Source organism: Rivularia sp. PCC 7116, assembly GCF_000316665.1.
Classification (GTDB): Bacteria; Cyanobacteriota; Cyanobacteriia; order Cyanobacteriales; family Nostocaceae; genus Rivularia.
This window is the reverse complement of record NC_019678.1, coordinates 5,451,384-5,466,218: the sequence shown is the minus strand read 5'-3', so window position 1 is coordinate 5,466,218 and position 14,835 is coordinate 5,451,384. Positions and strand designations below refer to the sequence as shown.

General features: G+C 35.1%; 16 protein-coding genes and 2 pseudogenes. 10 read left to right on the top strand and 8 right to left on the bottom strand.

The features are described from left to right. Window positions 1-81 precede the first annotated feature (81 nt). Window positions 82-189 carry a PetM family cytochrome b6-f complex subunit 7 gene (locus RIV7116_RS21135; RefSeq protein WP_015120351.1) on the bottom strand — a complete coding sequence of 36 codons (108 nt, stop codon included), beginning with the start codon at window positions 187-189 and terminating at the stop codon, window positions 82-84. A 149-nt stretch (window positions 190-338) separates the two neighbouring features. Between RIV7116_RS21135 and pdxA the strand changes: the two genes are divergently transcribed. The 3 genes and pseudogenes from pdxA to RIV7116_RS37070 form a co-directional block, all read left to right on the top strand. Continuing rightward, the gene (gene pdxA, locus RIV7116_RS21130) at window positions 339-1,418 is read left to right on the top strand and encodes a 4-hydroxythreonine-4-phosphate dehydrogenase PdxA (RefSeq protein ID WP_015120350.1); all 1,080 of its coding nucleotides are present in this window, start codon (window positions 339-341) and stop codon (window positions 1,416-1,418) included. Window positions 1,419-1,461: 43 nt separating this feature from the next. Then, window positions 1,462-1,680: a type II toxin-antitoxin system HicB family antitoxin gene (locus RIV7116_RS21125; protein WP_015120349.1), complete on the top strand. Its 219-nt coding sequence runs from the start codon at window positions 1,462-1,464 to the stop codon at window positions 1,678-1,680. Between the two features lie 114 nt (window positions 1,681-1,794). Then, window positions 1,795-1,899 (top strand): annotated as a pseudogene (locus tag RIV7116_RS37070) (type II toxin-antitoxin system HicA family toxin); the annotation flags it as partial. A gap of 824 nt (window positions 1,900-2,723) precedes the next feature. On the opposite strand, the gene RIV7116_RS21115 reads toward RIV7116_RS37070, so the two are convergent. Together RIV7116_RS21115 and RIV7116_RS21110 are read right to left on the bottom strand one after the other, a co-directional pair. Then, the gene (locus RIV7116_RS21115) at window positions 2,724-3,005 is read right to left on the bottom strand and encodes a hypothetical protein (protein WP_015120347.1); all 282 of its coding nucleotides are present in this window, start codon (window positions 3,003-3,005) and stop codon (window positions 2,724-2,726) included. Window positions 3,006-3,399: 394 nt separating this feature from the next. Further along, complete coding sequence (locus RIV7116_RS21110; RefSeq protein ID WP_015120345.1) at window positions 3,400-4,893, bottom strand: cryptochrome/photolyase family protein; 1,494 nt, start codon at window positions 4,891-4,893, stop codon at window positions 3,400-3,402. A gap of 180 nt (window positions 4,894-5,073) precedes the next feature. On the opposite strand from RIV7116_RS21110, the gene RIV7116_RS21105 reads away from it, so the two are divergent. Both RIV7116_RS21105 and RIV7116_RS21100 read left to right on the top strand, forming a co-directional pair. Then, complete coding sequence (locus tag RIV7116_RS21105) at window positions 5,074-5,325, top strand: type II toxin-antitoxin system ParD family antitoxin (RefSeq protein ID WP_015120344.1); 252 nt, start codon at window positions 5,074-5,076, stop codon at window positions 5,323-5,325. A 94-nt stretch (window positions 5,326-5,419) separates the two neighbouring features. Next, window positions 5,420-5,938 (top strand): Coq4 family protein, encoded by a 519-nt coding sequence (locus tag RIV7116_RS21100; RefSeq protein WP_015120343.1) that lies wholly within the window; start codon window positions 5,420-5,422, stop codon window positions 5,936-5,938. A gap of 39 nt (window positions 5,939-5,977) precedes the next feature. Here RIV7116_RS21100 and RIV7116_RS21095 read toward each other — a convergent pair whose 3' ends face one another. Further along, window positions 5,978-8,164, bottom strand: a complete 2,187-nt coding sequence (locus tag RIV7116_RS21095) for an AAA family ATPase (protein ID WP_015120342.1) — start codon at window positions 8,162-8,164, stop codon at window positions 5,978-5,980. 279 nt (window positions 8,165-8,443) lie between these two features. Here RIV7116_RS21095 and RIV7116_RS21090 point away from each other — a divergent pair, with 279 nt between their 5' ends. Beyond that, the gene (locus tag RIV7116_RS21090) at window positions 8,444-9,034 is read left to right on the top strand and encodes an SMI1/KNR4 family protein (RefSeq protein WP_015120341.1); all 591 of its coding nucleotides are present in this window, start codon (window positions 8,444-8,446) and stop codon (window positions 9,032-9,034) included. Between the two features lie 19 nt (window positions 9,035-9,053). Here RIV7116_RS21090 and RIV7116_RS21085 read toward each other — a convergent pair whose 3' ends face one another. Genes RIV7116_RS21085 through RIV7116_RS21075 form a run of 3 tightly spaced genes read right to left on the bottom strand, consistent with a single transcriptional unit; the run spans window position 9,054 to window position 10,248 of the window. Further along, window positions 9,054-9,266, bottom strand: a complete 213-nt coding sequence (locus tag RIV7116_RS21085) for a hypothetical protein (RefSeq protein ID WP_044291100.1) — start codon at window positions 9,264-9,266, stop codon at window positions 9,054-9,056. Window positions 9,267-9,296: 30 nt separating this feature from the next. Continuing rightward, complete coding sequence (locus tag RIV7116_RS21080) at window positions 9,297-9,647, bottom strand: hypothetical protein (RefSeq protein ID WP_157229308.1); 351 nt, start codon at window positions 9,645-9,647, stop codon at window positions 9,297-9,299. Then, the gene (locus tag RIV7116_RS21075; RefSeq protein WP_044291098.1) at window positions 9,616-10,248 is read right to left on the bottom strand and encodes a HEAT repeat domain-containing protein; all 633 of its coding nucleotides are present in this window, start codon (window positions 10,246-10,248) and stop codon (window positions 9,616-9,618) included. Before RIV7116_RS21075 ends, RIV7116_RS21080 begins: the two co-directional genes overlap by 32 nt. Before the next feature lie 141 nt (window positions 10,249-10,389). On the opposite strand from RIV7116_RS21075, the gene RIV7116_RS21070 reads away from it, so the two are divergent. After that, entirely contained in the window at window positions 10,390-10,860 is a 471-nt protein-coding gene (locus RIV7116_RS21070) for a hypothetical protein (RefSeq protein WP_015120340.1), read from the top strand. Window positions 10,861-11,074: 214 nt separating this feature from the next. On the opposite strand, the gene RIV7116_RS21065 is transcribed toward RIV7116_RS21070, so the two are convergent. Continuing rightward, entirely contained in the window at window positions 11,075-11,578 is a 504-nt protein-coding gene (locus tag RIV7116_RS21065; RefSeq protein ID WP_256380849.1) for a hypothetical protein, read from the bottom strand. Window positions 11,579-11,615: 37 nt separating this feature from the next. Between RIV7116_RS21065 and RIV7116_RS36530 the strand changes: the two genes are divergently transcribed. The 3 genes and pseudogenes from RIV7116_RS36530 (at window position 11,616) to RIV7116_RS36520 (ending at window position 14,814) form a co-directional block, all read left to right on the top strand. Further along, window positions 11,616-13,250: an NB-ARC domain-containing protein gene (locus RIV7116_RS36530; protein WP_052330844.1), complete on the top strand. Its 1,635-nt coding sequence runs from the start codon at window positions 11,616-11,618 to the stop codon at window positions 13,248-13,250. Then, a pseudogene (locus RIV7116_RS37670) lies at window positions 13,219-13,368 on the top strand (WD40 repeat domain-containing protein); the annotation flags it as partial. The gene RIV7116_RS36530 and the pseudogene RIV7116_RS37670, both read left to right, overlap by 32 nt. A gap of 102 nt (window positions 13,369-13,470) precedes the next feature. After that, the gene (locus RIV7116_RS36520) at window positions 13,471-14,814 is read left to right on the top strand and encodes a WD40 repeat domain-containing protein (protein WP_052330843.1); all 1,344 of its coding nucleotides are present in this window, start codon (window positions 13,471-13,473) and stop codon (window positions 14,812-14,814) included. Window positions 14,815-14,835: the final 21 nt, after the last annotated feature.

The window sequence follows — 14,835 nt, the reverse complement described above, 5'->3', positions numbered from 1 at the left end:
ACCTTCTAAGTTTGGCTGAGACTGCTTTAAAAGTCTCTAGCCAATAAGTGAGGCGTTTTTCCGCGTATTCAGTATGACTTTTTATTCTGGTTCTGCACCTTGAATTTTAAGTAATAAAACACCTATAGCCCAACCAATGAAGATTAAGCCGAAGGATAATATAGCTGCGTTGAACATTTCGCCGCCCATTTGAGTTCTCCTTATTAGTTAATTATTAAGTTAAGTGTACCAGAGTGGTTGTTAACTGGGCATTGGGCATTGGACATGGGTAATTGGGAATGAAAAGAAATTAAAATTATTAAATTCCGACTCTTAGTTCCTAACTTCTAATTATTGTGATGTATCAATCAAATCAAGAAATAGTTATTCCAGATTTAGACCATCGTCCGCGTTTGGCGATTACTTTGGGAGACCCGGCAGGGATTGGAACTGAAGTTGTACTAAAGGCTTTGGCGGATTCTAATGTCGGTCAAGGCTGCGATTTGACTCTAGTTGGAAACCGCAGCCTGTTATTAGAAAATTATACCAACTTAAAGACAAATGGAAATATAGATTTTTTACCCAATCCGGCTGACTTATCTATTTTAGATGTGAGTTTGGAGGATAATATTAAGGATAAAATTACTATCGGCGTGGAAAATGCGGCGAGTGGTGCGGCAAGTTTTGCTTATATGGAAGGGGCTATTGCTGCGACACTTGCGGGTGATTTTGATGGAATAGTTACCGCACCGATTGCGAAGTCTGCTTGGAAGGCTGCGGGGCATGTTTATCCGGGGCAAACGGAACTTTTAGCTCAGAAAGCTGGTGTAGAAAAGTTTGGCATGTTGTTTGTGGCTCGCTCTGCTCATACTAATTGGACTTTACGGACTTTACTCGCTACTACACATATACCGTTGTGTGATGTTCCGAAAATGCTGACACCAGAATTGATGAGTGCCAAGTTAGATTTACTGGTGGAATGCTTGGAAAATGACTTTGGAATTCAAAACGGAACTATTGCGATCGCGGGGTTGAATCCCCACAGTGGAGAAAGGGGACAGTTGGGGCGTGAGGAAGCGGATTGGTTAATTGATTGGTTGGAAGGGGAGAAGAAAAAGCGTCCAAACTTAACTTTGCAAGGTTTGATTCCTCCAGATACGATGTGGGTAAAACCGGGACAAGCTTGGTATGGTAATAACGATGTTTGTGCTGCGGATGGTTATTTAGCGCTTTATCACGATCAGGGTTTGATTCCGGTAAAGTTAATGGCTTTTGATCGAGCGGTTAATACTACTATTGGTTTACCTTTTATTAGAACATCTCCCGACCACGGAACGGCTTTTGATATTGCGGGTAAGGGAATCGCTGACGCTACTAGTATGAAAGCTGCGATTGAGTTAGCGAGTGAGTTGGTTTCTGTGAGGTTGGGGAATAGGTAGAATTTATAAATGCTAAGCGTTTGGTGTTAAAGGTTAATTAATAGTGAAATTTCAAGTAATTTTTGTATTTGATTCAGAATATCAAGGATATGTAGCAGAAGTTCCCGAACTTCCTGGTTGTGTTAGTCAAGGTAAAACCCTTGATGAAGCGGTTGAAAATATCAAAGATGCGATTAAAGGATATCTTTACGTTCAAGAAAAACATGGAAAACCTTACCAAAAGAAAGAATCTCAATCTTTTATTGGAGAGGTTGTAATATAAATGGGACGTTTATCAAATATTTCAGGTAAGGAAGCTGTTAAAATCTTTGAAATTTTTGGTTACATTTTTGACCATCAAACCGGAAGTCATATGATTCTCTGACATGATTCAAAACCTACTTTATCAGTTCCCAATCATAAAGAATTAGCCCCTGGTTTACTAAGAAGTTTGATTCGTCAGACTGGGATTACGGTTGATGAATTTTTAGGTCATAAGTAATAACCGATCAAATTAGTTGAATTGTTTACCACGTTGCTACATAGAAATGCATATTTAGAAATTATTTCTGACTCAATTACATTGTAGAGATAGTCTTTACTAAAGCGTAGTAAATATTGTTGAAGTTTTCCAATTAAAGACCCCATGTGGTACGTTGATACTATAGAACTTATCTCAACATAAAAAAGTTAAGGCAGTCTTAACTGTTATTTCGAGATAATTTAAGTATTTTACTTTGAAAAGGGGTGGCATTATGGCATCAAAACATACCTTTGATGAAAACACTAATTCATTAGCAGAGTTAGATTACGCTCCCCTGCTTGATAAGATTTTAGAACTAAGTAAGTCGGCGTAAAAAAATAATCTTGTGTAAATAAACGTAAATAAGACTCAAACTCCTTTCCCCTCTGCCCTCTGCCCCCTGCCTTTACCCAACGACAATTTTTCGTGCCTACCTACTTATTTTCCTGTTACCCATTCATTCAGTCTCTGCTTTTTCTTGGAAGGGTGTTGCTTATGTACTTCATAGACTACATCCAAGCTTCTAAGTAATTACGATAAAAATTTTATTTAAAAAATACTTCGCATTCATTAGATTTTCGGTTATGCTAGTTAAATTGGTGATTTAGATAACCTTAATCAACCGAAATTTCCACACTTCACACACACTACTTTCCAAATCAGTAGCTCTGCAATTCAATGAAGCTACTGATTTTTTTTATTTTGAGAATAATGTATTCAGCTATACTTATTATCCTAAATATCAAAAAATAAAAATATCCCCTAGAGAAGGGGACATTTACACTCTTGTTTAACCTAGAAGACTAAGTATTAGATGTAGATGCATCTCCTAATGGCATTACAGCGGTAACTTGAGGTGCGTGGGCGAAAAATGCTATTCCTCCGCAAGTGGGGCATTGGACTCTATGGTCTATTGGTTCGGTGCCATCGTGGTGAGTTTGAATTAATAGGGGTTGGTCGCATTTATAGCATTGTGTAAAAATACGTGGGCTGTCAGTATTGCAATCTACCACCGTTATTGGTTGAAATTTTTTGGGTACTGGTGGTTTGGGTCTTGGCTTGGGGATATTTTCTGATTGTGTCATTAAATTATTTTTTTCTAGCTTTGCTTCGGTGTGCTTTGAGAACTTACATATGATGACCTATTTTTCAATTATTGCAAAATTCTTCAGTTGATATACTGTCAATGCGCGGATAATCAGAGGGGGAGAGGAAGAGTCATATGTAAAGTTGAATTTAGCTGTAATCCCTATTAGAGATTAAAACATCAGAAAAGAAAAAGGCGATCGCGCTTTGTTTGAGTTGAAATCATTTCAAGTCGCTGTCAGATGTTTATTTTTAATTATATTTTTCATGTGAATATGCCACTTAATTTTGAAATCATAATTTACAGCCAAAAGATAACTAGCAGAATTAGATAAACCTGTATAGTAAATAAACCTAAAGCTGCTAAATATGGATTATATAAATAGCCATAAATCATGCAATTATTTCTTCTGCTTGCTGATGAATGGTTTCTAATTCTTCGGGAGACATCTTATCAAGATTCCTCAAAATAAAATTCATCCTTCCCTCATTCTTCAATTTATCCCGATGTCTATTTAAAAAATCCCAATATAAGAAGTTGAAGGGACAAGCTTTTTCTCCGGTACGTTTTGAATGCTTGTAATAACAACTTTTACAATAATCGCTCATTTTATTAATATAGTTAGCTGATGCTGCATAAGGTTTTGATGCGAGTAAACCACCATCTGCATATTGCCCCATGCCTATAACATTGGTTTGCATTACCCAGTCGTAAGCGTCTATAAATGCTGCATGAAACCAGTTTTCCAATTGTTGCGGTGATATTCCGGCAATTAAACCAAAGTTATTTAATACCATCAATCTTTGAATATGATGAGCATAACCTGTATCCATCACCTGAGTTAATACTTGATGCAGACAGTTCATTTTGGTTTCCCCATTCCAAAAGAATTCGGGTAATGGTTTATGATGTTCAAACCAATTCTGCTCTGGATAATCAGCATCTACATGATGATAAATTCCATGCATATATTCTCTCCATCCCAACACCTGACGGATGAAACCTTCAACGCTATTTAATGCAAGTTGATTTTCTTCATAAGCTTGCTCTGCTGCTTGAATTATTTCTAAGGGTTGCAGTAAACCAATATTAATGTAGGGAGAAAGCATAGCGTGCCACATTGTTTCTTCTCCTGTTACCATCGCATCTTGATATGGTCCAAAATCTGGTAAACGAACTTCGATAAAATATTTTAATACTTTTAATGCTTGTAAACGAGTTACTCCCCAGCGAAATTCTTTAACTTCTCCATAGGTTGGGATATCAAGGGAATTAACTTGTTGAATTACTTCTTGAGTAATATTATCTGCTTCAAACCATAAAGGCTCTGGAGTATTTAATTTACCTTTGGGTGGTTTGCGATTTTCCTTATCAAGATTCCATTTTCCGCCAACGGGTTTATCATCTTCCATCAAAATATCGAAACGCTTTCTTCCTTCTCTGTAAAAGTCTTCCATTAACAACCGCTTGCGATTTTTAGCCCATTTATGAAAATCTTCAGAAGTCCATAAAAATTGATTGTTGGGAAGTAAGTTAATATCGCAAGGTAATTTTAAATTTTCGATTGTTTGTAGAAAAGGTTTGTCATTGGGAGACATGATTTGTAATTCGTCAATTTGATTTTCGTTTATCCATGATTCCAGGGGATTTTGAAAATCTTCTGCTATTTCGTAAGTTACTGAATAACCTTGTTGACGCAATTCGTCGGCAAAATGACGCATTGCTGACCAAATAAATACCAACTTTTGTTTGTGATATTTAATTTTTTTGATATGGGAATAGGATTCGATGAAGATAATTGGTGTTTTTGAGGAGTTATTACAAGTTTGTAAAGCTGCTTGGGTTAAATATAGTTGGTCGCCTAATATCCAAATACCGGTTGTCATGATTGGGAAGTATAGATAGGAAAGTTACCGATCTTACCTTAATATTGTTGATTTGATAAACCGCAGAGACGCTGAGGATGCTGAGGAAAGAGGGTAAGAGAGAGGTGGTTTGTTTGGAAAGGTAATTATAGAAGTTACTGGAGTTAAAATAATGGTATTGGTTAGATGAAGGTAAAAGAGATGAATATTCAACTTAAACCAGAGCAAGAGAAATTTATTCAAGAGCAGATGGCTACGGTGAAATTTAATAATGTGGATGATATTATTAATGAAGCATTTCAGCTTTTAGAAGAAAGAGAAAGAAGACTGGAAGAATTGTGTCAGAAAATTGCTGTAGGAACTGAACAAATTGAACAAGGAAGAATTACAGATGGTGAGGTTGTTTTTGAACGATTACAAAAGAAGATACTCTATGACTTAAGTCATGAGTAGGAATAGGAATTCGTGACTTCCTCCTCATGTGTATGTTGGGGTTTGCTGTTTATGATGTTAGATATCAAAACAAGTAAACCAGCGATTTAAAATCATGTTAATAGAAGATAAGTCAGTTGTTAAAACACCAAACACTCAACGCTTTTTCAATCTTATAGATAAGTTCTCTGAAACCAAAGGTCAAAGCGTACCTCAAATTGTCAAAATAGAAGAATTACGTTGTTGTAAACAAGGAACTTTTGGTAAAGCTTGGGCGGATTTTCTTGATAATAATAATTTACAACCTTTAACTACTGGTTTCCGTCGCAAACAATTGCATGATGGTGTTCATGTTTTAACTGGTTATGATAGCAGTCCAATTGGTGAAGCTGAATTACAAGCTTTTCTATTAGGAGCAAAGTTTGGATTTTTTAATTTACTTATAGGTGTCGGATTACTAAGAGTGATTCGTAAACGCTTACCCAATCAAACCTCTTCAGCTAGAGAAAGAATGTGGAAAGCTTATCAAAGAGGACAAAATACTAATTTTAATCCAGATACGTGGGAACCCGAATTACTTTGGAATTTACCTTTGGGGGAAGTGAAAGCGAAGTTTTGTCTTGATAAATCATGACCAAAGCCATGTATATCTAAATAAACTCGACATACAAAATTACGATACAGAAAAAATAGCGATCGCTGTTTCCCACTCAACTACCCGATTGCTCAATTTCCCATAAAACAAGCTTTTCACGGTTTCAATTTCTTGATTCGTCAATTCTTTTTCAAGATGATTTATATAACTTGGACGTGTTTCATTCTCCGAAGCTGTAAACCAACGATTTAATAAGTTTTCGGTTATATAGAGTTGAGTCAAATTCTTCTGTTGAGTTATTTCTACCTCTAAACCTACTTCAATAAAGATTTTTTCTAAGTCTTCTACATTCCAATTCACCATTGCATCATCTGGGTTGGAATATATAGCTGATTCTGCTGCAACTATTTTCTTAAATAATTTATCCGATAACCAAGTTTTATCCAAGAGGTTATACAATCTCTGACTGCGACGAGGTATAGTTTCCCCTAAAATAATTTTCCCATCTCGATTCAACAACTTTACTAAATCAAAAATATTTTTTAATTTATCAACTTCTTTCCCTAAAGCATTTCGTCCAATAATCCTGTCAAATTTAACTTCGTCAGGTATTTCGGATAATGAAGGATGAATGACAATCGGACGTGTTAATTCTGGAAGTACGTTACTTTGCTCAATTAAAGCACGAGCATCTTTTTCATTCCTAACCCAACTATAAACACCACCTTCGGGAACTCTTCTTACTGCTTCCCAAGTTAATAATCCACTCTTGGCGTTCAAATCTAAAATTAAATGATGACGCTGGGGATTCGCAATCTCAAATAAATTATCCCGTAATTTACTAAAATTCTCCCCTACTTCTCCCAAAGTTCTCTGCAACCAATTATCTGTAACTTTATCCTTCTCCCCATAACTCAACACTTCCACCGTCTCTTCAACCATCGCTGCTAACTGTGCTTCCCTTCTCCTTTCAACTTGAATTTTTATTAATGCTTCCTCACCAACATCGGCAGGTTGATAAAAAACTTGCCCCTGCAAACTTTGAGGTAAATATTGCTGTTCTACCCAATGGTCGCGATATGCATGGGGATATAAATAACCAGCACCATGCCCAAATCCTTTACTATCCCGATTTGCATCTTTAAGATGATTGGGAATTTCCTTTTCTTTCTCCTTCTCCACGGAAGCTAAAGCGTCAAAAAATCCCATGACGCTATTCGACTTGGGAGCATTAGCTAAATATAAGGTTGCTTGAGCTAAATGATATCTCCCTTCCGGCATTCCCACCCTATCAAATGCTTGAGCGCAGGAATTTACGATTACTATGGCTTGGGAATCTGCTAAACCAATATCTTCACTAGCTTGAATTAACAACCTCCGAAATATAAACCGGGGATTTTCCCCCGCATAAATCATCTTGGCTAACCAATATAAAGCCGCATCTGCATCTGAACCGCGAATACTTTTGATATAAGCGCTGATGGTATCGAAGTGAGCGTCTCCTTCTTTGTCGTATAGTACCGCTCGTTGCTGAATTGATTCTTCTGCGACTTGTAAACTTATTTCAATAACTTGATTTTGATTCTTAGAAGTTGTTTCAACAGCCAATTCCAAAGCATTTAGTAAAGAACGAGCATCACCATTCGCTACATTAATTAGATGGGAAAGAGCTTCTTGATGGATATCAATATTTAACTTACCATAACCGCGATCGCAATCTTGAAGTGCTTGATATACAATTGCTTTGAGGTCTTTCTCTTCCAACTGCTTCAATTGAAAAATCCGCGAACGACTCACCAAAGCTTTATTAACTTCAAAATAAGGATTTTCGGTAGTTGCTCCAATTAAAATTACCGTACCATTCTCCACATGAGGTAATAATGCATCTTGCTGAGATTTATTAAAACGGTGAACCTCATCGACAAATAAAATAGTTTTTTGATTGTAATATTTCCTTTTATCCGTTGCTGTAGATATCGCATCGCGAATATCTTTCACTCCAGCAAGTACAGCATTAATAGAAATAAAATGCGCCTTGGTTGTATTAGCAATGATGCGAGCCAAAGTTGTTTTACCAGTACCGGGAGGACCAAAAAAGATTAAAGATGATAATTGGTCAGCCGAAATTGCACGACGAAGCAAACGTCCCGGTGCAATTATATGCTCCTGTCCGATAAATTCATCAAGAGTTCGCGGACGCATTCTTGCAGCTAAAGGTGCTTGTTGGGAAAGTTGGTTTTGGTAATTTTGCTCGAATAAATCCATTTAATTAGGGCATGGGGGATTTGAATTACAAAGATTATTTTTATACCTTTATAAAGCAATTTCAGTGTAATTATTGGTTAATATCCAGCTTTATATTCAACACTAAAGTTTAAATTAATACTTGTGAGTCTTTATTCTTCTAACATCTTTTATTCTCGCAGAAGATTACCTATAAAAAACCACGAAGACACGAAGAATGCAGAGGAAAGAAATAAAGAGAGATATAAGCCCCTCTAGTAAGTAGTTTATTTTTATAATCGTAGCTATTTGGGGAAAATAATGAAAAACTTTAATTGGGAAAACCGTATTCAGGAATGGAGCAGACAAAGAATAGAACTCTTGGAAGATTATGAAAAAGAAGAATTACCCCCAGAAGTTTTAGAATCTGGTTCTTTGGGTTATCCAGGTGCAACGGAAGAACAAATAACAGCAACTGAATCTAGATTGGGTGTAAATTTTCCCAGTTCCTATCGAGAATTCCTCAAAACTGCTAATGGTATACGTCCTATATCAAAGTATGGTTTTGAATTTTGCGGAACCGAAGATATTGTTTGGTATGCTCCCGACCATCAATATTGGGTGGACGAGTTAATAGAAACCTGGAATCAACCAGTAACGGATGAAGAATATTTTGTTTATGGGGAAGAGCAATCCGATTACAACTTTCGACCAGAATATTTACAAACAGCTTTAGAAATTAGTAGCGAGGATATGGGCTATATTTTTCTATTTAATCCTCAGATAACTGTTGTAGATGATGAATGGGAAGTTTGGTTTTGTAGTTTTTCAACTGCATTCGGAATATATAGATATCGTTCCTTTGACGAAATGATGCAGGAAGTATTGAGCGACCCGGAATTTCTTTTATAGATTTATTTAAATTTATTTTCTAAATTATTTTATTTAATAATGCAGTCAATTTTCTTTTATAGTAATCATCTTGGCAATTATGGATAATTTCAGTTATGGCAGCAATTGCAGATGAATCAGATATTCCACTTTTTTCTAAATTTTCAGTTGCAAAACACCAAACATGATTATCATCGTTAATCCGCAATAAATGAATTAAAGCATTCACGGCAAAATCATTACTAACTTTCATTTCTCCCAAAGCCTTAGCTACAGCACGACATTAATCTAAATTCACAGTTTTGTAAGCTAAATCAATAAAATTACTCAGAACAACTTGATTATCACTAGCAATTGTACTCAAACCCTCAATTATCGCAGCACGCTTCCAACCACTTGTTACCGGAAACAGTTTAAGTAAAACAGCAATTACCTTCCTATTACCAATAGCAATCTTCTCCAAACTAGAAGCAACTGTTATCCCAGCATATTCATAACTACGCAATAACTCAATTAACGTTTTGATTGCCCTTGAATTAACTACGTTCACATAACCAAGAGCATCAGCAACTACAAAAAAATTTTCTTTAGTAAGATTATTCTCAGCCAGCAATTTTGGCAATAGTTTGAGCAATTAACTTGCGATTGTGATGATTACTGTAATTAATATTTCCAGATAAAAATATCTTTTTTAATTTAGCGATCGCCTGATTGTTTCCGATTGCGATTTTTTCTAAAATCGATACTGCTGCCAAACAAGAGTAGTAATCTTCTGTCTTCTTTATGGCTTCAACCAAAGCATTAATCGTCTCTTGGCTGCAATCCGAAATTCTTCCCAAACTCTTAACTGCAACTCTACGAGTATAGTCATCACAACTATTGTGTATGAGATAAATTAAACAGTTGACCGCATCCCAATTATCATTACCGATATAACCCAAAGTATAGGCAATAGCATCACGAGTTTTTTCGTCAGGATTATTTCGCGCTAAATTAACCAAACTCGTAATAGCTTGTTCGTTTCCAACTGCTATTTTCGTTAAACTCCGAGCTATTATCCTGCGAGTTGCTACGCGAACAATACCAAGCTGCTCAATCAAAGCTTGAATAACATAATCATTACCAATAGCAATTTTTCCTAAACTTTGAATTCCTACCCAACGTGTAGGCTCATCTTGAGTTGTTAATACCAAGTCAATTAAATCATTTACAGCATCTGAATTATCAATACCCAAAATTCCTAAATCTTCCCTCTTCTTGACAACCGAATTAAAAAATCAGTTTTCTAATCATGTTCAAGATAACTCATATTAACTTTCCTTCTTCCCCAAACCCTTCCACAGTAAACTATTTTGTAATCGCAATAGTTTTTTGTCATGTATGTAGGTACTACCGAAGCAGCTGAAATTTTAAATATTAAAACTTCTCAAATGCGCTATTTACTTTCTCATGGGAGAGTGAAGGGGGCTTATAAATCTGGACACATTTGGATAATCCCGTTATTCAACAGAATGCCTATTATTAGCAGAGGTAAACGAGGACCGAAACCTAAATGGTGCCGAAGAATTCCTGCTAAAACTACTATTAATGTAAATAAACACAAAATAAAACAGAATTTAAAGCGAGAAAATCCAGAACCTGTAATTAGCGTCAAACGCTACGATAGCAATACTTATGGTTTCTCAGCCAAGATTAATGGCCCTTGCGAAATCATTTATCGACCTGAGAAACCCCTTGATTGCGGTAGTGTGCTTTGGATTGAAACTTTTGCGTCGATAGAAGTCAAACCTAAAAAAATTGAAAAACAAGAAAACCAAGCGGATGTCATAATGGTTGCTGCTGCTTGACATCTGTTAATGGTTTTATAAAAATAATTTTTAATTGTTGATTTTCATCTCATTTCAAGATAGCCAACTTTGGTTTTGTAATGCTTGTTCGTATCCAAGTCATTGAAAGTTTTCTCGAAAGGCGATCGCTCATTTATAAGTCTTCGATTTTATAACTTTCAATTGTTGGTCATACAGAAGAAAAAAATGTGTTAGCTGTCTCAACATTAGCTACTTAAGTAAAGAGAAAAAAGTCACCAGTTAATTCAATATTATTGCCAGCTACTACAGCAATCAAATCTTCATCGTAATATATATTAGTATCAATTACATTAGGACTTGATTCTATTTTCTTCAAACTATAATTTGAAGTAATATCTCCAGATGAACTAGTTCCAAGAATTCTTATTTTATCTTCACCTTTTGTAAAATCTTCAATCAAAGCAAAATCATTATCGCCTTTTTCAGCATAAAAAGGTTTACTTATTTTTTTACGCTCCTTTTTCGCCGAATCTAAACCTTGATTCAAAGGTAATGATTCTAGCATTATAATCTGTGGATAGACTTCGGCGAAAGAATAAGACAATTCAAAAATATCATTACCTTCATTGCCAGTTAATGTATCTTTTCCAGAACTTCCAGATACTATACCGCCTGTTATCCTATCATTACCACTTCCACCTTCAATTTTGTCATTACCCATACCACCTACGAGGGTATCATTTGTAAGGAATTTAATACGAGCAAATTTTTATTTTTTATCATCTACCTTACTTATGCACTCTGAAGAAATATCTAAGATTGCTGATGAAGTAGTATTCTCATTTGCAAGCAAGCACTTAACGGATTTACAAGTAGATCTGTTAAAAGCATCATGCAAAAATCAAACTTATGAGGAATTTGCAGAAAGCTTCGGTTACAGCAGTGATTATGTAAAGAAGAATATCGGTTCTCAATTATGGAAGTTACTTTCTCTAGCTTTGGGAGAGAAGGTTAGTAAAAAGAATTTTCGTCAAGCTTTAGAAAGATATCACCAGACTTATAGAGTTTTACAATTTCAGGAAACACAAAAACTAAGAGATTGGGGAGCAGCACCGGATGCTTCTCTTTTTTTTGGACGTGAAAAGGAATTAACTACTCTTAAACAGTGGATAGTTAAAGACAGGTGTCGATTAGTTGGGATTGTAGGAATTAATGGAGTTGGGAAGACTCATTTATCTGTAAAGTTGGCTAAAGGTATTCAAGATGAATTTGATTACTTAATTTGGCGATCGCTCAGAAATGCACCAGCGTTTGAAGATATTTTGTATGATTTCATTAGTTTTCTATCGAATCAGCAAGAGAATAAGTTAAATAAGGGAATAAATGCTCAATTACGTCAATTAATACGATATTTACGAGAAAATCGTAGTTTACTGATTTTAGATAATGTGGAATCAATTTTGCAAGTAACGGGTTATCGAGAAGGTTATGAAGATGATGGTGAGTTATTTCGTCAAATAGGAGAATGTTCTCACAATAGCTGTTTGCTGTTCACAAGTCGGGAAAAGCCAAAGAATATTCAAAGATTTAACAAAATCAAACCCGTTCGTTTTCTCGAATTACGCGGGTTGGATTATGTGGAAGGACGTAAGATATTTAATGCAATCGCTGATTTTTACGCTTCTGAGGAAGAATGGAAAACGATTATTGAGTTTTATGATGGAAATCCTTTAGCTTTGGAGCTTGCTGCTCATCATATTAATGAAGTTTTTTGCGGTAATATTTCTCGGTTTTTAATATATGGTAAACAAGTATTCGGTGATATTCATGAATTATTAGATTGGCATTTTCAACGTTTATCGGGAAACGAACAAGAGGTGATGTTTTGGTTAGCTATTAATACTGAAGCTGTTACTCTTTGGGAATTAACAGAAGATATTTTATCTGAAGATGCGAAAGAACAAGTTATTATCACTTTACAATCTTTAAAAAATAAAATTCCTTTAGAAATCAGCCAAATCGAAGGAGAAGCAAGTTTTGGACTTCAACATGTATTAGTAGAATATACGATTAATAAGTTAATTGAACATATCTGCTCCGAAATTAAAAGCGGTGAAATTTCTCTGTTGAATCAATATGCTCTATTAAAAGCTTCAGCTAAATGTTATGAAAGAGAAACTCAAATTCGCTTAATTGTCAAACCAATTATACAAAAGTTAAGTTATCAATTTGAAAATAAAAATAATTTGATAATTCAATTAAACAAAATAATATCGAAATTAAAAACAGAATTTTATTTAAAACCAGGATACGCAACTGGTAATATTATCAATTTACTTTGCCATTTACAAGTTAATTTAACAGGATACGATTTTTCTAATTTAACGTACCAAATGGATTTGGAAAGTTGCTATAAGTCCAGATGGTAAAACTATAGCCAGTGCAGGAGATGATTGTACGATTAGACTTTGGAATTTTGCTACTGGTGAATGTTTAAAAGTTCTAAGGGAACATACAAATTGGGTTTGGGGAGTTGCTTTTAGTCCTGACGGTAAAACTATTGTTAGTGGAAGCTACGACAAAACCATTAAACTCTGGAATATTTCAACTGGTGAATGTCTCAAAACTTTACTGGGACATAAAAATAGCGTGTGGTCAGTTGATTTTAGTCCCGATGGTAAAAATATAGTTAGCGGTAGCGCAGATTCTACTGTAAAACTTTGGGATATCAATACTGGTAATTGTATTCAAACTTTTTTAGGACACGATGGAGAAATACGAGACGTTGCTTTTCATCCTACTGGTAAGACTATTGCTAGTGGAAGTTTTGATAAGACTATTAAAATTTGGGATATTAAAACTGGTAAATCTATTAAAACTTTTCAAGGACATAATGACTGGTTGCGAACGGTTGCTTTTAGCCCTGATGGAAAGCAAATAGCTAGTGGTGATAACGACCAAAATTTAATTATCTGGGATAAAGATAAAGGCGATCGCCTGAAAAACTTTTTGGGATATAGTAACTGTATTTGGTCGATAGCATTAAGTCCTGATAGTGAAAAATTAGTTTGTGGATGTTTGGATAGTACGGTAAGAATTTGGAATATTCTGACTGGTGAATGCGAACAAATTATCCGAGAGCATAAAAAATGGGTTTGGACGGTAGCATGGAGCGCTAATGGAAAAATTATTGCTAGCGGTAGCGATGATGAAACAATCAAGCTTTGGGATCTAAATACGGGAAATAGTAAAACTTTATATGGACATACTAATGGAGGAGTTTGGTCAATAGCATTTAGTCCAAATAGCCAATATCTTATTAGTGGTGGTCAAGATGGTGTTTTAAAAATTTGGAATGTTTTAACTGGTGAATGTCTTCAAACTATTAATGCTCATAGTAATTGGATTTGGTCTGTGGTATGGAGTCCTGATGGTAAAACTATAGCTAGTGGTAGTGATGACCAAACGATAAAATTATGGAATTTCCAAAATGGTCGATGTAAATATATTCAGACTTTACAAAAAAACAATGGTAAAGTCATGTCGTTGGGATTTAGTCCCGATAACTGTAAATTAATTTGCGGTACCGATGATAAAAGAGTAATAGTTTGGGATATCGCAACAGTTAAATCTAAAGAATTACACGAACATACTGATAACCTTGTACTTTCAGTCGCTTATAGTCAAGATAGTCAATATATTGCTAGTAGCAGCAATGATAAAACAATAATAGTCCGCAATCTAAATACAAATACCAGTAAAATTCTCAAAGGACATACAAGCTGGGTTCGTTCAGTAGTATGGAGTCCTAATAATAAATATTTAGTTAGTGGCTGTAAAGATGAGACAATAAAATTATGGGATATTCATACAGGTGAATGTTTGAAAACTTTGAAAATTCTCAAACCTTACCAGGATATGAATATTATAGGAATCAAAGGTTTAACGAAAGTTGAAAAACAAAATTTAGTTTATTTAGGTGCAGTTAATTAGCGTCCTAAGTATTTTTATTAT